This is a genomic window from Pseudomonas sp. GW821-FHT05H12 (genome assembly GCF_059419385.1).
In genome coordinates, this window is sequence record NZ_JBWKRS010000009.1 from 93,348 (window position 1) to 117,113 (window position 23,766).

The 23,766-nt window shown below is 57.2% G+C and carries 24 protein-coding genes and 1 pseudogene; 11 read left to right on the plus strand and 14 right to left on the minus strand.

Features of this window, described 5'->3' with window-relative positions; all coding sequences use genetic code 11:
• Positions 1 to 9 precede the first annotated feature (9 nt).
• Both AC07SU_RS10400 and AC07SU_RS10405 read right to left on the minus strand, forming a co-directional pair.
• Positions 10 to 816 (minus strand): helix-turn-helix transcriptional regulator, encoded by an 807-nt coding sequence (locus AC07SU_RS10400; protein WP_101270111.1) that lies wholly within the window; start codon positions 814 to 816, stop codon positions 10 to 12.
• An 87-nt stretch (positions 817 to 903) separates the two neighbouring features.
• The gene (locus AC07SU_RS10405) at positions 904 to 1,929 is read right to left on the minus strand and encodes a GlxA family transcriptional regulator (protein WP_101270113.1); all 1,026 of its coding nucleotides are present in this window, start codon (positions 1,927 to 1,929) and stop codon (positions 904 to 906) included.
• 96 nt (positions 1,930 to 2,025) lie between these two features.
• Between AC07SU_RS10405 and AC07SU_RS10410 the strand changes: the two genes are divergently transcribed.
• From AC07SU_RS10410 to AC07SU_RS10440, 7 genes are all read left to right on the plus strand, one after another.
• Positions 2,026 to 2,742 (plus strand): NAD(P)H-dependent oxidoreductase, encoded by a 717-nt coding sequence (locus AC07SU_RS10410; protein ID WP_101270115.1) that lies wholly within the window; start codon positions 2,026 to 2,028, stop codon positions 2,740 to 2,742.
• A 17-nt stretch (positions 2,743 to 2,759) separates the two neighbouring features.
• On the plus strand, positions 2,760 to 3,575 hold the full coding sequence (locus AC07SU_RS10415) for an enoyl-CoA hydratase/isomerase family protein (RefSeq protein WP_101270117.1): 816 nt from the start codon (positions 2,760 to 2,762) through the stop codon (positions 3,573 to 3,575).
• 18 nt (positions 3,576 to 3,593) lie between these two features.
• Positions 3,594 to 4,361, plus strand: a complete 768-nt coding sequence (locus AC07SU_RS10420; protein WP_101270120.1) for an SDR family NAD(P)-dependent oxidoreductase — start codon at positions 3,594 to 3,596, stop codon at positions 4,359 to 4,361.
• 177 nt (positions 4,362 to 4,538) lie between these two features.
• Positions 4,539 to 5,780: an OprD family porin gene (locus tag AC07SU_RS10425; protein WP_256581938.1), complete on the plus strand. Its 1,242-nt coding sequence runs from the start codon at positions 4,539 to 4,541 to the stop codon at positions 5,778 to 5,780.
• A 155-nt stretch (positions 5,781 to 5,935) separates the two neighbouring features.
• Positions 5,936 to 7,621 carry an AMP-binding protein gene (locus AC07SU_RS10430; RefSeq protein WP_101270124.1) on the plus strand — a complete coding sequence of 562 codons (1,686 nt, stop codon included), beginning with the start codon at positions 5,936 to 5,938 and terminating at the stop codon, positions 7,619 to 7,621.
• Positions 7,622 to 7,680: 59 nt separating this feature from the next.
• Complete coding sequence (locus AC07SU_RS10435; RefSeq protein WP_101270126.1) at positions 7,681 to 8,451, plus strand: enoyl-CoA hydratase/isomerase family protein; 771 nt, start codon at positions 7,681 to 7,683, stop codon at positions 8,449 to 8,451.
• Between the two features lie 13 nt (positions 8,452 to 8,464).
• Positions 8,465 to 9,295 (plus strand): amidohydrolase family protein, encoded by an 831-nt coding sequence (locus tag AC07SU_RS10440; RefSeq protein WP_101270129.1) that lies wholly within the window; start codon positions 8,465 to 8,467, stop codon positions 9,293 to 9,295.
• A 12-nt stretch (positions 9,296 to 9,307) separates the two neighbouring features.
• Here the strand turns inward: AC07SU_RS10440 and AC07SU_RS10445 are convergent, their stop codons facing one another.
• The 7 genes from AC07SU_RS10445 to AC07SU_RS10475 form a co-directional block, all read right to left on the minus strand.
• Complete coding sequence (locus AC07SU_RS10445) at positions 9,308 to 10,105, minus strand: HpcH/HpaI aldolase/citrate lyase family protein (RefSeq protein ID WP_494996987.1); 798 nt, start codon at positions 10,103 to 10,105, stop codon at positions 9,308 to 9,310.
• 55 nt (positions 10,106 to 10,160) lie between these two features.
• Positions 10,161 to 11,744 (minus strand): MFS transporter, encoded by a 1,584-nt coding sequence (locus AC07SU_RS10450; protein ID WP_218274442.1) that lies wholly within the window; start codon positions 11,742 to 11,744, stop codon positions 10,161 to 10,163.
• Between the two features lie 118 nt (positions 11,745 to 11,862).
• Positions 11,863 to 12,636, minus strand: coding sequence for an SDR family NAD(P)-dependent oxidoreductase (locus AC07SU_RS10455; protein ID WP_200846324.1), 774 nt, complete (start codon positions 12,634 to 12,636; stop codon positions 11,863 to 11,865).
• A gap of 24 nt (positions 12,637 to 12,660) precedes the next feature.
• Positions 12,661 to 13,458 carry an enoyl-CoA hydratase/isomerase family protein gene (locus AC07SU_RS10460; RefSeq protein ID WP_101270134.1) on the minus strand — a complete coding sequence of 266 codons (798 nt, stop codon included), beginning with the start codon at positions 13,456 to 13,458 and terminating at the stop codon, positions 12,661 to 12,663.
• 9 nt (positions 13,459 to 13,467) lie between these two features.
• Positions 13,468 to 14,955, minus strand: a complete 1,488-nt coding sequence (locus AC07SU_RS10465; RefSeq protein WP_101270136.1) for an aldehyde dehydrogenase — start codon at positions 14,953 to 14,955, stop codon at positions 13,468 to 13,470.
• A gap of 267 nt (positions 14,956 to 15,222) precedes the next feature.
• The gene (locus AC07SU_RS10470; RefSeq protein ID WP_101270138.1) at positions 15,223 to 15,852 is read right to left on the minus strand and encodes a TetR/AcrR family transcriptional regulator; all 630 of its coding nucleotides are present in this window, start codon (positions 15,850 to 15,852) and stop codon (positions 15,223 to 15,225) included.
• A 183-nt stretch (positions 15,853 to 16,035) separates the two neighbouring features.
• Positions 16,036 to 17,739, minus strand: a complete 1,704-nt coding sequence (locus AC07SU_RS10475) for an AMP-binding protein (RefSeq protein WP_106803936.1) — start codon at positions 17,737 to 17,739, stop codon at positions 16,036 to 16,038.
• Between the two features lie 149 nt (positions 17,740 to 17,888).
• Between AC07SU_RS10475 and AC07SU_RS10480 the strand changes: the two genes are divergently transcribed.
• Positions 17,889 to 18,701, plus strand: a complete 813-nt coding sequence (locus tag AC07SU_RS10480) for an HTD2 family dehydratase (RefSeq protein ID WP_101270143.1) — start codon at positions 17,889 to 17,891, stop codon at positions 18,699 to 18,701.
• Positions 18,702 to 18,760: 59 nt separating this feature from the next.
• Here AC07SU_RS10480 and panB read toward each other — a convergent pair whose 3' ends face one another.
• Both panB and AC07SU_RS10490 read right to left on the minus strand, forming a co-directional pair.
• A complete protein-coding gene (gene panB, locus AC07SU_RS10485; protein WP_101270145.1) occupies positions 18,761 to 19,594 on the minus strand; it encodes a 3-methyl-2-oxobutanoate hydroxymethyltransferase in 834 nt (277 codons plus the stop codon).
• Positions 19,595 to 19,617: 23 nt separating this feature from the next.
• Positions 19,618 to 20,235: a LysE family translocator gene (locus AC07SU_RS10490; protein ID WP_101270147.1), complete on the minus strand. Its 618-nt coding sequence runs from the start codon at positions 20,233 to 20,235 to the stop codon at positions 19,618 to 19,620.
• Between the two features lie 148 nt (positions 20,236 to 20,383).
• Between AC07SU_RS10490 and AC07SU_RS10495 the strand changes: the two genes are divergently transcribed.
• Both AC07SU_RS10495 and AC07SU_RS10500 read left to right on the plus strand, forming a co-directional pair.
• Positions 20,384 to 20,836: an Lrp/AsnC family transcriptional regulator gene (locus AC07SU_RS10495; protein WP_101273794.1), complete on the plus strand. Its 453-nt coding sequence runs from the start codon at positions 20,384 to 20,386 to the stop codon at positions 20,834 to 20,836.
• A 270-nt stretch (positions 20,837 to 21,106) separates the two neighbouring features.
• A pseudogene (locus AC07SU_RS10500) lies at positions 21,107 to 21,448 on the plus strand (L-2-hydroxyglutarate oxidase); the annotation flags it as partial.
• Between the two features lie 6 nt (positions 21,449 to 21,454).
• Here the strand turns inward: AC07SU_RS10500 and AC07SU_RS10505 are convergent.
• Both AC07SU_RS10505 and AC07SU_RS10510 read right to left on the minus strand, forming a co-directional pair.
• The gene (locus AC07SU_RS10505; RefSeq protein ID WP_218274443.1) at positions 21,455 to 22,072 is read right to left on the minus strand and encodes a LysR substrate-binding domain-containing protein; all 618 of its coding nucleotides are present in this window, start codon (positions 22,070 to 22,072) and stop codon (positions 21,455 to 21,457) included.
• A 16-nt stretch (positions 22,073 to 22,088) separates the two neighbouring features.
• Complete coding sequence (locus AC07SU_RS10510; RefSeq protein WP_218274444.1) at positions 22,089 to 22,265, minus strand: helix-turn-helix domain-containing protein; 177 nt, start codon at positions 22,263 to 22,265, stop codon at positions 22,089 to 22,091.
• Positions 22,266 to 22,350: 85 nt separating this feature from the next.
• On the opposite strand from AC07SU_RS10510, the gene AC07SU_RS10515 reads away from it, so the two are divergent.
• Positions 22,351 to 22,860 carry an SRPBCC family protein gene (locus AC07SU_RS10515; RefSeq protein WP_101270152.1) on the plus strand — a complete coding sequence of 170 codons (510 nt, stop codon included), beginning with the start codon at positions 22,351 to 22,353 and terminating at the stop codon, positions 22,858 to 22,860.
• On the opposite strand, the gene AC07SU_RS10520 is transcribed toward AC07SU_RS10515, so the two are convergent.
• Positions 22,838 to 23,728 carry a LysR substrate-binding domain-containing protein gene (locus tag AC07SU_RS10520; RefSeq protein ID WP_256581927.1) on the minus strand — a complete coding sequence of 297 codons (891 nt, stop codon included), beginning with the start codon at positions 23,726 to 23,728 and terminating at the stop codon, positions 22,838 to 22,840. The genes AC07SU_RS10515 and AC07SU_RS10520 overlap by 23 nt on opposite strands.
• Positions 23,729 to 23,766: the final 38 nt, after the last annotated feature.

A 23,766-nucleotide genomic window follows, 5' to 3' on the forward strand; every position in this document is an offset into this window, starting at 1 on the left:
CTCTTCAACTCACCCGTCACACTGTGGAAAGTACCAGCGTGAAGGGGCAATACCGAAACTTCTCTTGAAGTGCCTGGACATATGGCTCTGGTCAAAAAAGCCCGAATCTATGGCCGCCTTGGACAGCGTCTGGCCGGCCTGCACCAGTTGTTTGACCTGGCTGAGTCGGCGCGCGGTGATGTAACGGTGGGGGCTGGTGCCAAAGAACACCCGAAAATCTTTGGACAGGCTCCAACGGTCTCGGCCGGCGCAATCCGCGAGTTGGTCGAGGGTGATCGGTCGGTCCAGGTTGTCGTGGATGTATTCGCGTGCCCGCAGTGCAGCGGCGAAATGGTGGGCAGGGCGTGCCGGACGCTGACCGGTGACGGCGGCGAGGGTCATCACGAAGTTGAACAGCGCATCGTCTTCTGCCAGGGGGGCGAGTTCATGGGCATGCAGGAGTTCGAATACCGCTGAAACCAGGCGTTGGTCACGGGACACCCCGCTTTTCAAGAATGGCAACGGCTTGCCCTTGACGATGTGCTGAACCAGCGACGGCGGCACGTAAAGGCCTTGGTAGCGCAAACCCGTGTCCGTTCCAGCGCAGCCATCGTGCATTTCGTCCGGGTGCAGAATCATTGCCTCGCCGGGGACGCAAACGTTGGACTCGCCGCGGTACTGGAAGCGGTGCGCGCCGTCCAGCGTCATGCCGATCGCATAGGTGTCGTGCTGGTGCGCGTCGAACGCATGAGCCACGAAAAACGCCTCGAACCGCTCCAGCGATGAGGTCTGAGGAGCATGTTTAACCCAATCTGTTGTCGAGCGTTGATCGTGCATGATGGCGCACTACTCAGTGATTTTTCGAATTTTACGCCAGTGCATCGGGTCATGGCTTGGACGTTTGTGGGTGGTGTGGCAGGCCGGCTAGCGTTGTCGATTGCCTGTCGTTGTAGCGAATCGACTGCGGTAGGCCGCTGGTGTCGAACCCACCTGCTGGCGAAAGAGACGCGTGAAGGAACTAGCGTTCTGATAACCGACCTGATTGGCGATCTCCTCGATGCTCAAATCGCTGCTTTCGAGCAGGGTCATGGAGATCTCGAGACGCAGGTTTTGCAAATAGGCTAGGGGTGTTGTGCCCAGCACGCTGTTGAAGTGGCGTATCAGCGTACGTACGCTGACCGACAACGCCGAAGCAAGCTCGGGCAAGCTGATGTCCTCGGCAAAATGCTTGAGCAGCCAGTGCTGTGCCTTGGCAACCATGGTGTCGCTGTGCACGGTTTCCATCTGCAGGGGCAGATAAGGCAGTTGAGTGGTCTGGCTGGTGTCGATAAGCATCGTTTTGGCGGTCAGGGTTGCGGTATTCGCGCCGCAGAAATGCTCGACCATCCGTACCCCTTGCAGCAGATACGAAGCATTGGCGCCAGCGCACCACAGGCGGTCCTCCTCGGTCACCATCGAGCGCAATTGCAGGTTCACCGCAGGGTGGCGCTCGCGAAACAGCCGCTCCAGCCACCAGGTAGTTGTGGCCTGACGACCCTGCAACAAGCCGGTCTCGGCGAGCAGGAAGGTGCCTGTGCAATTGGCGGCCAGCACCGCGCCCTCGCGCCATTGCGCCTTGAGCCACTCCAACTGCGGTACAGCGCTTTCGAGCATCTGTTCGAAAGCGTCATGCCCCGCGTAGTACAGCCCCGGAATAAAGATCATGTCGACCTTCTCTTGCGGTAGCGGGGTGGCGATGTTCAACGCCAATCCATTGCATGCCGTGACGGGCTTACCCTTGTTCGACACGAACTGCCAGGAAAAAGGCCGGGCAATGGCTTTACCGGTCTTGTGTTGCTGGCGACTGAGGTGCGCATTGGTGACATGGAACACGTCGGCGATGCCGGCGAGGCTCGAGGCATAACAGCCATCGAGAGCCAAAATGGCGACACGTAGCGGGGCGATTTTCATAATGGCAAATTACGCATAAAAATAGTCATTAATGCCAATTTAGCACCGCGATCCGCTTCCGTACAGTGAGCTCATCAGCCATTGACCGGAGCTTTCATGAACGTACTGATTGTCCACGCGCACAACGAACCGCAGTCATTCAACACGGCCATGTTCAACCTCGCTGTGGAGGTGCTGAGCGGGCAGGGGCATGAGGTGGACGTGTCTGATTTATACGCGATGAACTTCAACCCTGTCGCCAGCGCCAGCGACTTTGGCCAGCGCGCCAACAGCGAGCACCTGGTCTACGCCCTGGAGCAGCGCAACGGTTACACCACTGGCACCCTCGCGCCGGACATCCTCGCTGAACTGGAGAAGATCAAGCGCGCCGACCTGATCATCTTCAACTTCCCGATCTACTGGTTCAGCATGCCGGCGATCATGAAGGGCTGGTTCGACCGCGTGTTCATTTCGGGGTACTGCTATGGCGGTGCGCGCATTTATGACCGCGGCGGCTTGAAAGACAAAAAAGCCATGCTTGCGTTTTCGCTCGGCGGCCAGGACCACATGTTTGGTCCGGGCGCTGTGCACGGTGAACTGGAAACTTTGTTGCAGCCTATCCAGCGCGGCGTGTTGGGGTATGTCGGCCTTACTGTCTTGCCGCCATTCGTAGCCTTCCATGTGCCCTATATCAGCCAAGCGGCGCGTGAGGACTACCTGGCGCAGTACCGCGAGCATCTGTTGACCCTGGATCAGCGCGCGCCGCTCGAGTTTCCGTCGCTGGATGACTACGACGAAATTCTGCGCCCTAAACATTCGACGGCTCACGCATGACGGTTGGTGAGGTCGGTATGACGACTCCCTTTAACAACCGTTCAGGCGTTCAAGTCGAGCGCCTCGGGCTTATCTGTTTCATTACGCTGGATCGTCCCGAGACGGGCAACAGTGTGGATCTGGGCATAGGGCTGGCGTTGAGAGATGCGGTGCGCTCGCTGGTTGTGAACCCGCCACGTGTTGTGGTTCTGCGCAGCAGCGGCGCGCACTTCATGGTGGGGGGCGATGTGCGCCGCTTCGAGACCTTATTGAGGGTCTCCAGCGAGGCCTGCGCCGATGAGTTGGAAACCCTGATCAGTGCCGTCAACGAAGCGGTAACCGGACTGACGCAATTGCCCTGTCCGGTGCTGGGTTTGATCAACGGCGCCGCTGCCGGCTTCGGACTGTCGCTGGCCTTGGCGTGCGACATCCTGGTCGCGGCCGACGATGCAAGTTTCCTGATGGCGTACAGCGCAATCGGTGCAACGCCGGACGGCGGCGGCACCTGGCATCTGCCACGGCAGGTGGGGTTGCATCGAGCCATGGCCATCGCGTTGTTGAATCCGAAACTGAGCGCCGTTGACGCGAAGGTCGCAGGCCTGGTGATCGAGGTGGTGCCTGGCGAAGAGCTGGCGGCAGCCGGCCTGGCCATCGCCCAACGCTTGGCCGACGGTCCCGCCGCGGCGCAGGCTGGGATCAAACGCTTGCTGCGTAGCGGCCTGGACGCAAACCTGGAAACGGCCTTGGCAGCCGAAAAGGCCACGTTCGTGGCGGTATCCGCCAGCGCTGACTTTGCAGAAGGCGTTGCCGCGTTTTGCCAGCGCCGCAAGGCTCAATTTGGTTCGTCCCTTTAATCCCCCACGAGGTCTTTCATGAGAATCGAAGGTTCTGTTTTCTTCATCACCGGTGGTGCTTCGGGGCTAGGGGCTGCCACCGCCAAGTGGCTGGTGGGATCGGGCGCCCAGGTGGTGCTGGCTGACCTCAACGAGGTGGCAGGTGAAGCATTGGCGAATGAGTTGGGGCCCGATGCGCTATTCGTGCGCACGGACACGGTGCAAGAGCAATCCATGCAAGCGGCCATCGACCTTTCACTCAGCCGGTTCGGCCGTGTAGACGGGCTGATCTGCTGTGCCGGCGTCGCACCTGGGCAGAAGGTGCAGAGTAAGGCGGGGCCGCATGACCTGGATACCTTTGCGCGCGCAATCACGATCAACCTGGTGGGGACGTTCAACGCCATACGATTGGTCGTAGCGGCCATGAGTAACAATGCGCCCAATGGCGATGGCGAGCGCGGCGTGATCATCACCACCGCGTCCGTCGCGGCCTTTGATGGCCAAATCGGCCAGGCGGCCTATGCGGCGTCTAAAGCCGGTGTAGTGGGTATGACACTGCCGATTGCTCGTGAACTTGCCCGGTTTGGCATTCGGGTGGTGACCATTGCGCCCGGCATCTTCGAAACGCCAATGCTGCTTGGACTGCCTCAGGCCGTTCAAGACTCGCTGGGTAAAACAGTGCCATTCCCCCCACGCCTGGGGCGCGGTTGCGAGTACGCGCAATTGGTGGAGTCGATCGTACTGAACCCGATGCTCAACGGCGAGGTGATACGTCTGGATGGTGCATTACGCATGGCGGCCCAATAAGGAGTTACTCACGTTTCAATTGAAATTCTGAACAGAAAGTTTGAATGAATTTGGTGGCGTTGGGCGTTATCCCGGCGGCGCTGAAGTGTGCGTCACAGTCGAAAAAAATAAAAAACAGCAATAACAATAACAATAGCGAAAGGTAGACTAACCATGCAATTCAACTTCGGTACAGTTATGCCCGTCCTGTGCGCCAGCGCAGTCCTGGGTATGGTCGGATCGGCACGTGCAGACTTCCTGGGGGACAGCAAATCCACCCTGGAACTGCGTAACTTCTATATGAACCGTGACTTCCGCCAGGCCGGCGCGGCGCAGAATAAAGCGGAGGAATGGGCTCAGGGATTCATGTTGCGCCTTGAATCCGGTTACACCGAGGGGCCGGTAGGTTTCGGTATTGATGCCATCGGGATGCTGGGGCTGAAACTCGACTCCAGCCCAGATCGGGTTGGCACCGGCCTGCTCAAGACCAATGCGGTCGGGCCCAAGCGGGCCAAGGATGAATATGGCGAGTCAGGCTTTACTGCCAAGGTACGTATCTCCAAGAGCACCTTGAAGCTCGGCACTCTCCAGCCGGTGTTGCCGCCTTTGATGCGCAATGACTCACGTCTTATGCCGCAGACCTTTCGCGGGGCCTGGTTGGCCAGTAACGAGATCGAGGGTTTAAATCTTGATCTGGGCCGCCTTGATCGGGTCAATCAGCGCGACTCTTCGGACAACGAAGTGATGACAGTCTTCAATGGCGGCAAGCGCAATATAGTGCTCGGAAGTGCCAAAACCAGTGATGAATTTCTGTTTGGTGGGGGTCGCTATCAATGGAATCCGACACTTTCCACCAGTTATTACTACGGCGGCCTTGATGGCATCTACATACAACACTTGATCAATCTTGTGCATCAATTACCGTTGGCGGGCGGGCAAAGTCTTAAGTCCGATATCCGATTTGCACACTCTGGTGCCGACGGCGGAAGTAACGTGGACAACGATGCTTTGGGCGCCTTGTTTACCTACAAAATGCTTGGGCATAGCTTCAGCGCCGGCTACCAGCACCTCAGCGGTCGCACCGGTTTCGCCTACGTCAATGGCGCGGACGATGCCTTGCTCAATCAGGTGCAGATCAATGACTTCGGCAACCGCGATGAGCACTCGTGGCAGGTGCGTTACGACTATGACTTCGCCGCGTTGGGCTTTCCAGGGCTAACCCTGATGACCCGCTATCTGTCGGGTGACAACGTGGACCGAGGGGCCGGGCTGAGCGAAGGCAAAACCTGGGAGCGCAACACCGACCTGGGGTACGTCATTCAAAGCGGGCCGCTGAAAAACCTGGCGTTGAAGCTGCGTAACGCCACCACCCGCAGCAACTTCCTGAATGATCTGGATGAAAACCGCCTGATCGTCGGCTACAGCTTGCCACTCTGGTAAGTCCTGAATCATCGCAGCCTGGCGCATGGCCAGCAGGGAATGGCTGGCTTGGCGAAATTGGCATAAAAAACGTCAGTATTGCCAATGTGCCAGCGCTGCCGACTCTCGTACTGTGCAAAAGGGCACAGCGGCACATCAATGTTGAGAAAGACACGATGAACACAATAAAAAGAAGTTATTCGCGTGGCGCGATTCACACTCCGTTGATTGAGAAAACCCTGGGGGATTTCTTTGACGAGGTGGTCGCACGATTTCCCGATAATGAGGCGCTTGTTTCGTGTCATCAGAGTATCCGGCTCAGCTATTCGCAACTTCAAGCCGAAGTAAACCAACTGGCGAGTGCGCTGCTTGCGTTGTCACTTGTGCCGGGTGATCGTGTGGCTATCTGGGCCAACAACAGCGCCGAATGGCTGATAACCCAACTGGCGACAGCCAAGGTCGGTATCATCCTGGTCAACTTCAACCCGGCCTATAAAACCATCGAGCTTGAGTACGCGCTGAATAAGGCGGGCTGCAAGGCATTGATCACTATGGCCGCGTTCAAGACTACTGATTACCTGCAAGTGATCAGAACCATTGCGCCGGAAATCCACACATCTACACCTGGACAGCTCAGTGCTGCGAGGTTGCCCGCACTGCATGCGGTCATTCACCTGGGCGAAGAACACGTGCCCGGGTTTATGCGTTTTCGCGATCTGATGAGTCTGGGAAATGCCTTGGATGAACATGTCCCGCGTGTCGCCGCGACGCTGAAGAACACTGATGCGATCAACATCCAATTCACCAGCGGCACCACGGGCTCTCCAAAGGGCGCAGCGCTGACCCATCGCGGCATTCTCAACAATGGCTTTTTTCTCGGCGAAGGCATGAGCCTGACTGCCACCGATCGCCTGTGCATTCCGGTGCCTTTGTTTCATTGCTTTGGCATGGTGGTTGGCAACCTGGCGGCATTGACCCATGCCAGCACCATCGTCTATCCCAACGATGCGTTTGACCCGGTGCGTACCCTTGAGGCCGTACAGAGTGAGCGCTGCACCGCCCTGCACGGTGTGCCGACGATGTTCATCACCGAACTCGACCATCCCCGCTTTCACGAATTCGACCTGTCCACCTTGCGCACCGGCATCATGGCCGGCACGGCTTGCCCGATTGAGGTGATGCGCCGGGTTCAGCGCGACATGCATATGCGCGATGTCACTATTGCCTACGGCATGACCGAAACCAGCCCGGCCAGCTACCAAAGCACCTGTGAAACGCCGCTGGAAAAACGCGTGTCGACCATCGGCAAAGTCCACCCCCACCTGGAAGCCAAGGTGGTCCACCCGGAGTCGGGAGACACCTTGCCGATCGGCGTCGTGGGGGAGTTGTGTATCCGTGGTTATTCGCTGATGCAAGGCTACTGGAACGACCCGGAAAAGACTGTGCAGACCATCGACAGCGACGGCTGGATACACAGCGGAGACTTGGCCACGATGGATGCCGAGGGCTACGTCAGCATCACCGGGCGTATCAAGGATATGGTGATACGCGGCGGCGAAAATATTTCCCCGCGCGAGATCGAGGAGTTCCTGTATCAACACCCGGCGATTCAGGATGCGCAGGTGATCGGCGTGGCAGATGAGAAATACGGCGAGGAGCTCTGCGTTTGGGTGATCGTGCGCCCGGGCCTGGCGATCAGCGAAGACGAGATACGCGAGTTCTGCAGCAGCCAGATCGCCCGTTACAAGATCCCGCGCTATATACGCTTCGTCGACGGCTTCCCAATGACGCTCTCCGGCAAGGTACAGAAGTTCAGGATGCGCGAAATCATGGAAGAAGAGCTTACCCTGGCGGTGTGCTAGAGCGCCGCCCACATTTACTCATGCGCCGCTTCATAGGCGCCACCGATAAGGAATGAACCATGGCATGGCAGATTGAAGTGATTGAAGGGTGTGCGGTTGTGCGCATGAATACCAACAAGGTCAATGTGCAGAACGACACCTTCTTCAAGGACCTGCATGACGCGTTTGATCGGCTCGAAACCGAGTTCAGCGAGTTGCCGGTGATTCTGACCGGGCAGGGCAATGCCTTTTCAGCCGGTATCGACTTCAAGTACAGCTTTGATGTATTTGGCAGCCAGAACAAAGAGCGGATCCGCCAGTGGTACGCCGAATACCGCGCGACCAACCTGCGTATTTTCCAGTACCCGCGCCCCACCGTGGCAGCGATCAACGGGCATGCTATTGCCGGTGGCCTGATCACGGCCTTGGATTGCGACTTTCGTATCGCCGCTCGCAAAGACGCCAAGTTCGGCTTGAACGAAGTGCCTATCGGCATTCCGATGCCTGCCGCGTATGTGGAAATCATCAAGTATGCGCTGGGCAATCAGGTCGGCGCGCTGACCACCCTCAAGGGTGAGCTCTATTCGCTGGAGCAGGCCGAGAAGCTCGGGTTCTTCCATGAGGTAGTGGAGGAATCGCAACTGCTGGCCACCGCGATTGCCTATGCGCGATGCATCACGCCCGATTGCAACGTGGCGTATGCGATGTCCAAGAAAGCCTTGCAGGATTCGGTCATGCAGCAGATTGACCTGCGTACTACGCTGCTCGACCAGGAACTGCCCACCGGCATGAGCGATGCAGGTAATCGCCGGGCCCAGGACAAGCGTCGCCGGGAAATCATGGGCGAATAAGAGAAAGAACATCGTGGAAATTATCGACGCCTGGATGCAGTTTCCCAACAAGCGCTTTTTGCAGGACCCGATGTTTGATTCTCTGCGGCGCTGGCCCACGGCGTGGAAGGTGCTAGCCGAGAACAGTCCTGACATTACCTCGGCGCAAGTGCTTGAAACGCTCCAGAAAGAGGGCGTATCGAAGGTCTTCGCCAGTGCCTGGTGGGGACCTGCGGGGCCGATGATCACTAACGAAGAAGTGGCGGCGGCCGTCACGGCGCAGCCTGAGCGAGTCATTGGCGTGGCATCGGTAGACCTGAGCCGGCCGATGGAGGCGGTCAGGGAACTGCGCCGTTGCGCCCGCCAGTATGGTTTCAAGGCGTTGCGCGTATTGCCATGGCTTTGGGGCCTGCCGCCTGATGACCGCCGTTACTACCCGCTGTATGCCGAGTGCATCGAGCTGGATATCACCTTCTGTCTGCAAGTAGGCCACGCGGGCCCTATGCGCCCGTCGGAGCCAGGGCGCCCGATGCCTTATCTGGATAACGTGGCGCATGAGTTTCCTGAGCTGCGCATCGTCGGCGGGCATATCGGCTTTCCGTGGGTGGCCGAAATGATTTCCTTGATGATGAAGCATCCGAATGTCTACGTGGATACATCAGCCTACAAGGCTTCGCGGTTTCCTGCGGAGCTGGTGGCGTATATGCGTGGAGCGGGGAAGAGAAAGGTCTTGTTTGGCACCAATTACCCGATGCTGACTGCCGCTGATTGTTTACAAGGGCTGCAAGCGTTGAACCTGGAGGAAGATGTACAGCGCTGTTTCCTGGCAAACAATGCGCGCCGGGCGTTCAAGTTGCCCGGCTAAAGAGTCAAACAGTCATTTACCCAGCATGCGCCTTGCCGAGGTCAGTACGGGTGCATCGATCATTCTCCCTTCAAAGGAAAACGCCCCGCCGTGCTGCTTTGCCGCCTCGAGCACGCGCTCTGCCCAGGCTTGCTCGTGTGCTGAGGGTATGAAGATACTGTCAACCTGCTCGACCTGTTTAGGGTGCAGGCAGAGCATGCCGGCGAAGCCCAGATCCTTTGAGGCGGTCGCAAAGGCGCTAAGGCCCTCCATATCACTTAGCACGGGGTAAACCGTGTCGACGGGCGGTTCCAGGCCATTGAGTGCGCTGTGCAATAGCAGCGCATAACGAACCTGGTCGAAGATCCTGTGACTGCTGGGCGAGTAGGCATTGATACCGAGCTGGATAGCCAGATCCAATACGCCAAACACCAAGCGCTCGATGCCTTTGCAGGTCGCTGACTCGGGGAGTGTCGAAAGGCCTTGAGGTGTTTCTATCAGTGGCCAGATTTTGCGGCAGGTATCAGCGACTTCTTCCAGCTGTTTAAGGCTTTCGGCCTTTGGCACCATGACACCAGCCAGGTGGGGGTGAGCCCGGCACAACGCCAGGTCCTGTTTATAAGCCTCATCGCCATTTGAGTTGATCCTGACCATCACATTTTGATGACGCGTCTGCGCCAAATACCGATCAGCATTTTCGCGCGCCTGGTCCTTATGCTGTGGCTCAACGGCATCTTCCAGGTCGATGACGACGCGGCCTGCGCCTGTCGCTATAGCTTTTTCGAAGCGTTCCGGCCTGTCCCCAGGCACAAATAACACAGTCCTAATCATAGGGGGCTCCCGCGGCAGGCATTGCACTGAAAAGTGCAACACCTGCAGGTAGTGATTAACGATTCAGATCGAGATTCTTGGTTTCACGTATGTAGATAAAACCAACGATGCAGGTGAGCGCCGCTACGCCGATGGGGTAGTAAAGCCCCGCATAAACATTGCCTGTCCACAGCACCAGCCAAGATGAGATCAGCGGCAGGAAGCCACCGAAGCAGCCATTCCCCAAGTGATAGGGCAATGACATGGAGGTGTAGCGAATGCGTGCAGGGAACAACTCGACCAGGAAGGCGGCCATGGGGCCATACACCATGGTGACGTACGTCATCAACAGCACCAGCAGCAGCAACATCATCGGCTTGTTGACCTGGGCCGGGTCCGCAGCGCCCGGGTAACCGGCACTGGCTAACGCCGCTGTCAGTGTCGGCTTGTCGGGCGCGGTCAAATTAAGGTCGCCGATGGAAATAGCGACACTGTTGTTTGCCTCTATCACCGTACGATAGGGCACACCACGCGCCGACAGTTCATTGCGGATGGCATCGCAGTTATTGCAGTTTTCTGGGGCGGTAAGGATTACAGGGGTGGTAGCAATAGCCGCTTCCAAGGCGGGGTTGCCGTAGTGCATCAGCCCCTTGTAGATAGGCATGAAGGTCAGTGCCCCCAAGAGGCAGCCGGCAAGAATAATCGGCTTTCTACCGACCTTATCCGATAGGTATCCGAAGAACACGAAGAGCGGGGTTCCGATGACCAATGCCAACGCGACCAGCATGGTGGACAGGCCAAACTCGATCTTCAGGATACTTTGCAGAAAGAACAGGGCGTAAAACTGCCCGGTGTACCAAACGACCGCTTGTCCGGCAATGGCGCCCAACAATGCAATGAACACCAGGCGCAGGTTTTTCGAGTCGCCAAAGCTTTCCTTCACCGGGTTGGCCGATAACTTGTGCTCGGCCTTCATCTTGAGAAAAACCGGGGATTCGCTGAGTGTCATGCGGATATAGACCGAGACCATCAGCAGCACCAGCGACAGCAGGAATGGAATACGCCACCCCCACGCACGGAATTCCTCCTCACCCAGCAGTGACCGACAGGTAAGAATGACGCCAAGTGACAGCAAGAACCCGATGGTTCCTGTGGTCTGGATCCAACTGGTGCGAAAGCCACGCTTCTTCGCAGGTGCGTGTTCGGCGACGTAAATGGCGGCACCGCCATATTCGCCGCCCATGGCCAGGCCCTGGATCAGTCGAAGGAGCACTAACAGGATCGGCGCGAGAATACCGACTTGTTCGTAGGTCGGCAGGACACCCACCAAGGCGGTAGACAAGCCCATGATTACAATGGTGGCGAGGAAGGTTTTTTTGCGGCCGAACAGGTCGCCAAGGCGCCCGAATATGATTGCGCCTACAGGCCTGATGGCAAACCCGGCGCCAAAAGTAGCCAGGCTGGCCAACAGGGCTGCTGTTTCGTTGCCTTTCGGAAAGAATAACGAGCCGAAGAACACGGCGAGGCTTCCGTACAAGTAGAAGTCATACCATTCGAATACAGTCCCCAGTGACGAGCCTAGTATCACTCGCCGTTCTTCTTTGGGGGTGGTGGTGTGCGTTGTGTGAGAGTCTGTATCGATTGCAGTAGCCATTGTCATTCACCGTGTTTTACGGATGAGCTCCCACAGCCCTCCTGGCTAACGTGTGCGTTGACCGAGACGGCTGTAGCGAGCCTGAGAAGTTTTTTATTGTTTAGGCTAGTGACGAGCAGAAGTGTTAGAGGAGGGTAGTGCCACCATCCACCATCAACGTCTGACCAGTAACGAAACCGCTGCCTTCGCTGGCGAGGAAGATGACCGCACCGACGACGTCATCCGGTGTCAGGTTGCCCTTGAGGCTCTGACCCGACTTGATAGCGTCTGTAGCTTTGTCCAGCTTGTCGTCGAAGAACTGGCTGGTGGCCTCGGTCAGTACCAGGCTCGGCGCGATGCTGTTTACACGGATCCAGTGGCGGCCGACTTCACGGGCCAAACCACGGGTAATACCAATGACGGCTGCTTTGGAAGCGGTGTAGTGCAGGGCATAGGGCATGCCGTAGACCGCGGCCAGTGACGCGATGTTGATGATACTGCCGCCGCCGGCCGCTTTCATCGAAGGGAATACGGCTTTGGAGCAATTCCAGACACCCTTTACGTTGACATTCATGCAGCGGTCCCAGATGTCCGGATCGATGTCCGTGAACGGCGTATTTTTGAGGTCGGCCCACAAGGCTGCATTGTTGACCAAGACGTCGATCTTGCCGAAGCGTTCAACGGCAGCCTCTGCCATCTTCTGAGTGCTGGTCGCGTCTGCGACGTCTACTTTTACCGTCAGAAAGGGAATATTTTCCTTGGCCAGAAGATTTTCGGACTCTACACAGTCATTGAAGTCTGCCAGGACAATGTTGGCGCCCAAGCGGCCCAGTTCCAGCGCATAGGTTTGACCTAGCCCACGGGCAGCGCCAGTGATGATGATGGTTTTACCGGTCATGTTGTTGGTGTTTTTAGTCATGATAATTACCTCTTATTGGATGAGTTATTGACGCGCGCCGAAACGGGAGATGCCGTTTTCAAGTTCTTCTGAGTGAACCGTGCTGTTCCAGAGGGTGTTTTCCATCCATAGCCCGTCCTGCAGCGGTCGACCCAGGCCGCGCAGTACCGACTCTTTATCAGTGCGCAGCGAGGCTTGCGGGAGTGCGGCAATTTGCCTGGCGTATTCCAGGGCCTTGTCCAACAAGGCTTCACGGGGGACAACCTGATTTAGGAAGTTGATGCGCAGGGCTTCTTCAGCGGTGAATTGCCGACCGCTGAGAATCAAGTCCAGCGCATTGCCCAGGCCGACGATATGCGGCAGACGTTGAGTCAGGCCCGACTCGCAACCGATATCCCAGCGCCTGTTCAGCACACCAAACTGGGCTTCGGGCACTGAAAATCGAATGTCGCAGGCCATGGCCAGTTCCATTCCGCCTGCGAGGCAATACCCGTTGATCGCGGCGATGATGGGCTTGTACACCTCGACGCCACGGGTCAGACCGCCGAGCCCTGGCTCATAGGCGGCGCGTTCACGCAGGTCGTTCAAACTCAGGGTGGAGGTACGTTTCGCGTAACCTTTGATGTCCCAACCCGAACAAAAAGACTTCTCGCCAGCCCCTGTCAGCACCGCTACGTTCAGCTCCGGGTCCTTACGAAATTTCACCCAGGCTTCACACAACCCTTCGTGGACCGCTTCATCGATGCAATTTTCGCGGTTGGCGTTATTAATCGTGATTAGCACGACGCCGCCGGCTTGTTTTTCGTACCGGACAGCTGCCGGCAGTTCATTTGGCTGAATCATGGTCCGCTCCTAGCGAATACGCGCCCAAGTGGTTTTGAGGTCGGTAAATTTCTCCAGACCCTGGATACCTTTGTCGCGACCAAATCCAGATTGTTTGAACCCACCAAACGGAACACCGAAGTCGATTTCGTTGAAGCAATTGATCCAGACAGTGCCTGCCTTGACTCCTCGGGACACTCGGTGTGCCTTGTTGATGTCGTTAGTCCAGACAGAGGCGGCCAGGCCGTAAGGGGTGTCGTTGGCCAGCGGCAGAATTTCGCTTTCTTCGTCGAACGAAATGACCGACAGGACAGGGCCAAAGACCTCTTCCTGGGCAATCGTCATGGACGGCAGTACATCGTCGAACAACGTTGGCCTCAGGTAGTAGCCACCGCTATCAACAAGGCTGCGTTCGCCGCCACAACGCAGGGTGGCGCCGTCGCGTTGAGCGCCTTCGATATAGCCACACACGCGTGAAAGTTGTTTTTGGCTGACGATGGCGCCCAGACGGGTCTGCGGATCCAAAGGGTCACCAGGGACCAGGCGGCTGGCGGACGCAATGATCTTGTCCACCAGCTCATCCTTGATTTTTCGATCAACGATTAGCCGTGAGCCTGCGTAACAGACCTGGCCTTGGTTGGTGTAGATACCGAATGTAACGGCTTTGGCCACCTCATCCAGATTGGTGAAGTCGGACAGCACGACTTGAGGGCTTTTGCCGCCACACTCCAAGCTCAGTCGCTTCATGTTGGACTGGCCTGCGTACTGCAGAAATTTTTTGCCGACGTCGGCAGAACCCGTGAAGGAGATGAAGTCTACATCTGGGTGCAGACCAAGGGCCTGGCCTGCTTCGGCGCCGCCAGGAATGACGTTGAATACGCCTTCCGGAATACCTGCTTCCAAGGCAAGCGCTGCGAGGCGTAGAGCGGTAAACGGAGCTTCTTCAGAAGGCTTCAACACCACTGAGTTGCCGGTGGCCAGGGCCGGGGCGATGCGCCATACCGCAAGCAGCAGGGGGTAGTTCCATGGGGTGACCACACCCACGACGCCCAGAGGTTCGCGAGTAATGGTTGCAACGACGTCCTGAGCGGTAGGCGCAACCTGGTCGTAAAGCTTGTCGACTGCTTCCGCGTTCCAGACGAAGCAGGCGATTGATGCCGGAATATCAACGGTTGTGGTGTCACGAATGGGCTTGCCAACCGCCAAGGACTCTAGCAGTGCCAGTTCATCGGAATGTTTGCGCATCAATTCAGCCAGCGCCAGTAGACGACGCTTGCGTTGGGTCGGCGCCATCCGACGCCAGGTGCCTGCTTCATAGGCATGACGCGCCGCCTTGACGGCTGCATCCACTTCCCGTTCGCCGCAGGCGGAGACTTCCACCAGTGCTTGGCCATTGGCCGGGTTGATACAGAGCGAGGTTTTTTCCGCACGCACGTGCTGCGTTCCGATAACGGCATCCGTTGGTAGCACCAGCGCTGCAGCCCGTTCATGCCAATTCACGTCAACATTCTTATTCATCGTATGTCTCGTCATTCTGTGAAGGTCGACGAAAAAATAACGCTGTTACGGAAAGATAGCAAGCGTGATTTTTAAAGATGCCCGATATGAATTTTCCGCTGGGAAAAGAGCAAGCGTAAGCAGGCTAAGAAACGCCTGGATTGGGTGGGCGATCGCGGTACGAAGAGTTGAAACGCTGGGGGAGGGCGAGCGATTACGGGGCGAGTTTGCAGGATGGTCTACCGAGCCTTAGTGGCACGGTATCCGAAGGAGGCGGTTTAAACTGGGTTATGCGCTGTGGGCGTGCTGGAGTGTTCTAAGGCTGTCATCCAGTAGTTTGTCCACATCGATCTCCAGGATTTTCAGGCGCCCGGTGCCTTTCATTAACAGGATGCCAAACATCCACGATGCGCCTGCGACCGCAAGATGATGCTTGTTGTCGGCTGTCGCAATCGCGTCGTTTTCCATGGCGTTGGCGACCGTTTCATACACAACCTTGAGCTTTACGTTCAGCTCACGGTTCAACTCACTGCCAACCCCGACGGGATGCGCGCCGCCGTAGAGGTAAAAGCCCAAATCGAACTCTGCAGGCCTGGCATCGAAGTATTCAAACCAGGCACGTAATGCGGCGAGGCTCTGTTTGCCTTTAGGCCCTTGATCGGCACCGTCCTTGACGGCTTCTGCCATGTTGACCAGAGACTCACGGAGGATATCTGCGTACACCTCCTCCTTGTTTGTGTACTGCGCGTAAATCGCCCCGGTGGTGCACCCTGCGATTTTGGCAATTTCACGCAGCGACGCACCATGCAAACCGACCTCGACAAATATTTGTTTGGCTGCGTCCCTGATCAGTTCACGGCGAAAGGCACTCAGTGCTGCTTTACGCTTAACGACGGGTGGCTTTACCTCTTCGTTCATAGTTGGCTCGCTGGGCTATCTAATTATGTTCATCTTCAAACAAGCTCGTATCGTTGAAATGAATGACTCGGGCTGCGAAGATAGGAATTTTCAATCATACCTTCGCACGTAGTGCCTGTCGAGGTGAAGACCTGTAGAGTCCCTGATTGTACAACGGCAGCCACTAACTACCGTCGCGCGCTATCAAGCGGTTTTTATTTCGCTAAGTCCCAGTTCATTAATCATCACCTCGCGCATGCTGAACTTTTGAACTTTGCCGCTTACTGTCATGGGGAACGCAGACACAAAACGAATGTACCGCGGGATCTTATAGTGTGCGATTGATCCACGGCAAAAAATTTTGACCGCCTCCTCATCCAGCGTGTAGTCCTCTTTAAGGCGAACCCAGGCACATATCTCCTCACCAAATTTAGAGTCAGGCACACCAAATACCTGAACCTCACCGATTGCTGGGTGACCGGATAGAAACTCTTCAATTTCCTTGGGGTAAATGTTTTCTCCGCCGCGTATCACCATGTCCTTGATTCGGCCCGTGATGTTGCAGTAACCGTTACTGTCCAACGTAGCAATATCGCCGGTGTGCATCCAGCCATTGGCGTCGAGTACTTCAGACGTCTTCTCGGCATCGCCCCAGTAGCCCAACATGACTGAGTAGCCTCGGATGCAGATCTGCCCGGGAACGCCTCGGGGAACGATGTTACCAACGTCATCGACGACCTTTGCCTCAATATGTGGTAATGCCGAGCCGACCGTGGAGACGCGGCGCTCAAGAACATCGTCGCGGCTGGTCTGGAAGCTTATCGGGCTGGTTTCGGTCATTCCATAGGCGAAGGTGATTTCGGTCATGCCTAGATCTGAAATGATTCTGCGCATTACGTCCATAGGGCAGGGTGCGCCTGCCATCATCCCGGTTCGCAGAGAACTGAGGTCGAATGTATGGAAGTCGGGATGTTCCAGAATTGAGATGAACATGGTGGGTACACCATGTAACGCTGTGCAATGTTCTGCTTGAATAGCCTCAAGGACTGAAAGAGCATCAAATGATTCGCTCGGTATAATCATCGCCGCACCGTGACTGATGCAGGCCAGGTTGGACAGTACCAAGCCGAAGCAGTGATAAAACGGTACGGGAATGCACAGTTTGTCTTGGGCCGTGAGCCCCATTCCCTGGCCGCAGAAGTAACCGTTATTAAGAATGTTATGGTGGGACAACGTGGCCCCTTTTGGTGAGCCGGTAGTGCCGCTGGTGAACTGGATATTGATCGCGTCATCAAACTTGAGTTTTACAGTCGGAATTGAGAAAAACTGACCTCGCTCACTGACACTGTCAAAACTTATAAAACCTGGCGAGGCCAGCTGGTTAATTTGAATGATGGTGTGCAGGTCCGGCAGGTCTTTTAGCTTCAAATCTCCTGGTGTTTGCGTACTTATGGCCGGCGCCATCTGATACAGCATTTCAATATAATGGCTACTCTTGAATTGAGTTGCGGTGACTAACGCACTACAGCCCACTTTCTTTAATGCATATTTAAGCTCTTCAGGCCGATAGGCTGGATTGATACAAACCAATATCAACCCTAATTTGGCCGTGGCAAATTGAGTGATGACCCACTCGACGTTGTTTGGCGACCAGATCCCGACCCGGTCTCCCGCATTGAGCCCCAGCGAGACCAGGCCACAGGCAAACCGATCGACCTGCTCGGCAAGCTGAGCGTAGGTCCAGCGGATGCCCTGGGAGCGCATGACCAACGCCAAGCCATCCGGATTTTTTCTGACAGCTTGGTCAAAGCTTTCGCCAATGGTCATTCCCAAGAGGGGATAGGTAGGGGTGCCACTGACATAGCTGTGAGCGACAGGAACATCGATTGCAGATGCGGCTGAACACATGACGGCCTCCAAACGGTGCGTGATTATAATTGTGTTCTTTACAGATAACACTGTTATCGTTAGCCTGCAAATGCTTTCTACCGGTCGTTTGCCTGCCTGAATTGGGAGCGTGTCGCCCGGACCATGTCTGTTTAAGTTTAGGAGTGCAGATGGATTACGCAGCTTGGATTGGAAAAGTTCAGGTGAGTCATGACTCGCTGAATCACTCCCATGTAAAACGCGTCGGTTGGACCCTTGGTCGGGCGGCCCCGTCCGATAGCGCGGACCTGCCGTTGCTCTGGCACTGGGCCTTTTTTCACGAGTCCGTCGACAGCCAGGAGCTGGGCGTCGATGGCCACCCGCTGACGGGGGACTTTCTTCCCGAGACACACGGCCGCAAGCGGATGTGGGCAGGCAGTCGGCTGACGTTTCATCGTCCTTTGAAAATAGGTGTGGCGGCACTGCGCAGGTCCTCGATCCTCTCCATTGAGGAGAAGGCTGGGCGTAGCGGCAGCCTGCTATTTGTCACCGTTGGACACGAATATAGTCAGGATGGCGACCTTAAGGTCTACGAGGAGCAAGACATTGTCTACAAGGCGGCAAACGGCACCGTAGTTGGAGGGGAGCCCCTGCCGGAAGGTGATTGGCAACGATCTACGCGTGTGCACCCAGCCCTGCTGTTTCGTTATTCCGCAATTACTTTCAATGCCCACCGCATCCATTACGACCTGCACTACGTGACTGAGGTTGAAGGCTATCCTGGGCTGGTCATGCATGGTCCGCTTGTGGCAACGCTTGCCTTGCAAAGCCTGCTTGAAGCGCATTCGGGGATCGTTCCACGCAGCTTCAGTTTCAAGGGCGTCCGCCCATTAATTGCCGGGGAGGACCTGATTGTTCACGGGCGGCTGACATCGCCAGGTGTTGCCGCACTCTGGTCTGGCAATACCCAAGGGGTCGGTCAAGTGGGTGAAGTTAGGTTTTGACGAGGGATAGCGGATGGGCGCAACGCCCTGAGCGGGCGTTGCGACAAGTATTTCAGGGCTCAGAACGTATGTTCAGGCCCCGGAAACTCACCGGTCTGCACCTCCCGCGCAAAGTCACTGGCGGCGGTACGGAGTACCGATCGTAGGTCCGCATATTGTTTGACAAAGCGCGGCAGGCGGCCGTTGCGCAGCCCCGCCATGTCCTGCCACACCAGTACCTGGGCGTCGCATTGGTTACCCGCTCCAATGCCCACAGTGGGGATCGACACCGCTTCGGTGATCGCACGGCCCACTTCTCCCGGCACCATCTCGATCAATAACGCAAACGCCCCGGCCGCCTCGAATGCCTTGGCGCTGTCGATCAGGCGTTGCGCATCGTCGCCGCGCCCCTGAACCCGGTAACCACCCAGTTGATGCTCCATCTGGGGCGTGAAACCAATGTGCGCCATGACGGGAATACCGGACTGTGCGAGTTTCTCCACCTGGGGCAGCATCTCGATTCCCCCCTCCAATTTGACCGCATGCGCGCCGGCCTCTTTCATAAAGCGCACGGCGGTGTGAAAACATTGCTCGGCCGACGCCTGGTAGGCGCCGAAGGGCAGATCGGCAATCACCAGCGCCCGCTGGGTTGAGCGGCTGACCGCGCGCACCAGCGGAATCAGTTCGTCCACGGTCACCGAGAGCGTGGATTCGTAGCCATAGACATTATTGGCCGCTGAATCGCCCACCAGCAGCACCGGGATACCGGCCTCCTCGAAAATCGCTGCGCTGTACATATCGTAGGCGGTGAGCATCGCCCATTTGCGACCCTCGACCTTCATCTGCTTCAAGTGCGGGATACGAATGCGCGGCGCCGATTGGGCGTTGCCGTAGGGTGCAGGCTGATCAGTCATTTTGTTGCCTCGCTGAAAAGGGATTAACCCAGTACTTGCTCGATGAACAACACGATCGCGATTAGGATCATGGCCGCGCCGGAGAAACGGCTGACACGCCGGGCCGCTACGGGCCGGGCACGCAGCACGGTTTGGGAGCCATAGCCGACCAACAGATAGATCACTGCGCAGCTCAGCGTATGCACAAGCCCCAGCGCCACCATCTGCATCGGCACCGGCCAGGTTGCCGTGCTATCGGTAAATTGCGGCAGCAGTGCGAGGAATAGCAGGAACACTTTGGGGTTCAAGCCACTGACACATAGGCCCTTGATTGCCCAGCGTTGCCACGAATCCGATACCTGGATCTGATCCGCGTGGGGCGTGGCAGGGTGGGCAAGCATGTTGATCCCCAGCCACAGCAGGTAGCCGGCACCGGCAACGGTCAGCACAGATAACGCCAAAGGATGGTTGGCCACCAGCGTACCAACGCCGCCGGCGACGATCAGCGTGGCGATGATATGCCCTGACAGAAGTCCACCAACGGCAGGCAGTACCACGCGGCCTTTCAACCCTGCCGAAATGGCATAGGCCCAATCCGCGCCAGGGGTTATTACAAACAGAATCGACACGGCCCAGAATGCAACGAAGATACTCAAGGTCATGCCGCTGGCCCTCTCCGTTGATGACATCTACTTCTTTGCATCTCGTTGCCTCACGCATAAATGAACGCGAGGAAGAATAATGAAATGTGATTAGAATGTGCTTCTAAAGATAGTCAAGTTAGCGCTCTGGATTGGGAGAATCTTCCAGATGGATGAGATTGATCGCAAGATTATTTCTGAGTTGCAAAAAAACGGTCGTCTCTCGGTCACGGAATTGGCTGAACGGATAGGGCTTAGCCTGTCGCCGTGCCATCGTCGCGTGCGAGCGTTGGAAGAATCCGGGGTGTTGATGGGCTATCGCGCTCAATTGGACCCTGGAGCGCTGGGGCTCAATTTCTCTGCGATGGTGTTTGTCACCCTGCGCGAGGGCGACAAATCTGCTGTGCATGCGTTTGAAGCAGCGCTGATGCAGATCCCTCAGGTAATCGATGCTCAGCGGTTGTTCGGCGAGCCGGACTATCTGCTTCACGTCATTACCCAGGATCTGCCGGCTTTTCAGCGGCTGTACGACGAGAGCCTCTCAGCCTTGCCCAATGTGCAACGGCTGACCTCGACGCTCGTCATGAAGCGCGTCATTCAGGATCGGCCGCTGCCCGTGTGACTGTTGCGTCGATGCAGTAACAGCTTCACCGGCCAGCTCATCCGCATCTGCCTGTTCCGCTGTCGAGAGCTCGGAGGCTGTATGCCCGATACGCTTGAGCAACAGCGCGGGTAGTCATGGTGGGCTCCTATTGTTTTTATTGGATATAACCCTTCTTGAACGCTCGATGGGTTATTAGCGAAACGGCACGCCATGATAGTACAGGGTGCCGATCGCTAAATACGGGATTTCGTATCGTATATCGCGGTTTTGGATGCCTGCGAAGGCTGTAGCGTCTTGTTCGAGATATTCACCTCGCCCGGTGTGTTGAAAGTGCTCAAGGCCAACTTTAAGCCTGGGTTGATTGAGATGAGAAACTCGATCTTCAAGCGCGGCTATCTCAAGCAGGTGCAAAAATACTTCCCTTCTATCAACCAGGATGATTTGAAACCCTATCCTGCTGGTGTCCGCGCCCAGGCTGTGTCGAACAACGGCAAGTTGATTGACGACTTCCTGTTTGTGAACACCAAACTGAGCGTGAACGTGTGTAACGCGCCGTCGCCGGCGGCTACGTCGGCAATTCCTATCGGGGCGTTTATCGTCAGTAAGGTCAAGGCGCAGCTTAGCGCTTGAAGGCGTTCAGTCGAGTGCCAGGCAGGTGTCCACCAACAGGCTGCGTAACCAAGTGTGAACGGGGTCGTGATGGGTGCGCTCATGCCAGGCCACAGTCTTGCTGAAACCTGGAATGTCCAGCGGCGGTTCGCGCAACACCAGCCCATCGGCGTGCAACGCCAGGCGCCGGGGTACCACGGCGATCAGGTCGCTGGTGCGCAGGATCTCCGGTAGCACCAGAAAGCTGGTCACCGAAACCGTCACGCGCCGTGATCGGCCGATACGGGCGAGCGCGTGATCGGTTACCCCTTCGAAGGCGCCACCGGCGGGGGAGACCAGCGCATGATCCAGCGCACAAAAGCGCTCCAGGGTCAGTACCTCATGCCGTAATTCAGGGTGATCGGCGCGCATCACACACACATAACGCTCATCGAACAGCGCCGCCGAATGCAGGCCGGGCGGGGTGCTGTCGGGTGTCACCAGCGCCAAGTCGATGGCCCCACTGTCCAACTGGCCAGGCAGCTGTTGCGGGTCGACGGGTTGCACCGCGATGCGGATATTCGGCGCCTGTACGCGCAGTGCGCTCAGGAAAGGCACCACCACCGCCCGCAACGCGTAGTCGGTGGACGCCAGCGCAACCGTCATCGTCGCCGTGAGCGGGTCAAATGCCTGGGGTTGCAGGGTCGCCGAAACTTTCGCGCAAACGAGTGAGCATTCCGCTGACGGCGGGCTGGGTCAGCGACAAGCGCTCGGCGGCGCGGGTGACGCTGCGCTCATCCAACAAGGCATCGAGGGCTTTGAGCAGGTTGAGGTCGAGGTGTCTGATATCAGAATTCATGATGCTCTGCATAAAAGATGACGATTGGTTTTATTTCACGATAATACCGACGATGGCGCCAGTCCATTACCACTGAGTACTGAGCATGAACGAGATCATCTGGCCGCAAGACTACCTGCCAGGCTTCACCGAGAATTTTGTCTCCAATGAAATCATCGTCGCCGGCCTCGCCGCCGCGGATATCTGGCCGTTGTTGAGCCATGCGTCGCAATGGCCGAGCTACTACGCCAACTCGGCGAATGTGCGCTTGCATGACGGCGTGGGTCCTGAGCTAGAAGACGGTATGCGCTTCTACTTTGAAACCTTCGGGTTCCCGGTCGAAGCGCAGTGTAATGAATTCGTCCCCCCGGCGGACGGCCAGCCAGGTCGGATTGCCTGGCATGGTTGGGCGGGCGAGGGCGATACCCGCCTGGATGTTCATCATGCGTGGCTCATCGAGGACCTGTCGCAGGGGCGCGTACGCGTCCTCACCCAGGAAACCCAAAAGGGTAAGCCGGCAGTAGAACTGGCCATGGCTAGGCCCAACCCGATGATCAATGGCCATCAGGACTGGTTGAATGGGTTGGTCCGGGCTACACGTGAGGCGAGCAACTAAGTGCCGATTGCAATAACCACTGCCGGAGTTGCTCGACGGGTGCACGCAAGGGCGCGCTAGCGCGGTGAACCAGATAGTAACCCTTGCCGACGGACAGGGTTGCTTCGAACACCTGCTCCAGTTGCCCCTGCTCCACGGCCTCTTCGACCAGCCAGGGACTGGTCAGCACCACTCCCTGACCCCGCCGCGCCGCATCGATGGCGAGTTCGGGCTGGTCGAAACGCAGGCCGGATGCCATTTGTGCATCGGCCATACCGAGCTGTGCGAGCCACGCGGGCCAGTGCGCATGCGACGTGGTGTACAGCAGCGTCGTGCGCGTGAGGTCGGCGAGCGAGCGTAACTGCAGGCGCTCGCGATACAGCGGGCTGCAATACACCCGGACCTCATCCGCCAGCAACAACTCGGCCACCAACCCTTGAACCTTCCCATCGCAATGGCGTACGGCAAGGTCAACTCCATCGTGGTTGACGTCAACCAGATCGGTGCTCGCACTCAGGTGCAGCTTGAGTTGAGTGTGCTGGCGAGTGAGTGTCGGCATGCGCCGAGCGAACCACGAATTGGCAAAGGCGGGTGGCAGGCTAAGGCGCACTTCCTGGCCCTGCCGGTGACGCAGCGCAAGGCTGGTGTTCTCCAGCGTCTGAAGTGCGGGCTGCACCTGTTTCCAGTAGGCCAACGCTTCCTGAGTAGGATTCAGCTTGCGCACGGTGCGAGTGAACAACGACACGCCCAGCCAACCCTCAAGCTTACGGATCTGCTGCGCCACGGCACCCGGGGTGACAAACATCTGCTCGGCAGCCAGGGCTGCACTGCCGGTGCGCATGACTGCGTCGAAGCAGGCGATGGCCTTGAGGGGGACTTCAGGTTTCATGGCGCAGTTTTTCTCTTTCATACGGCTAAAAATGATGA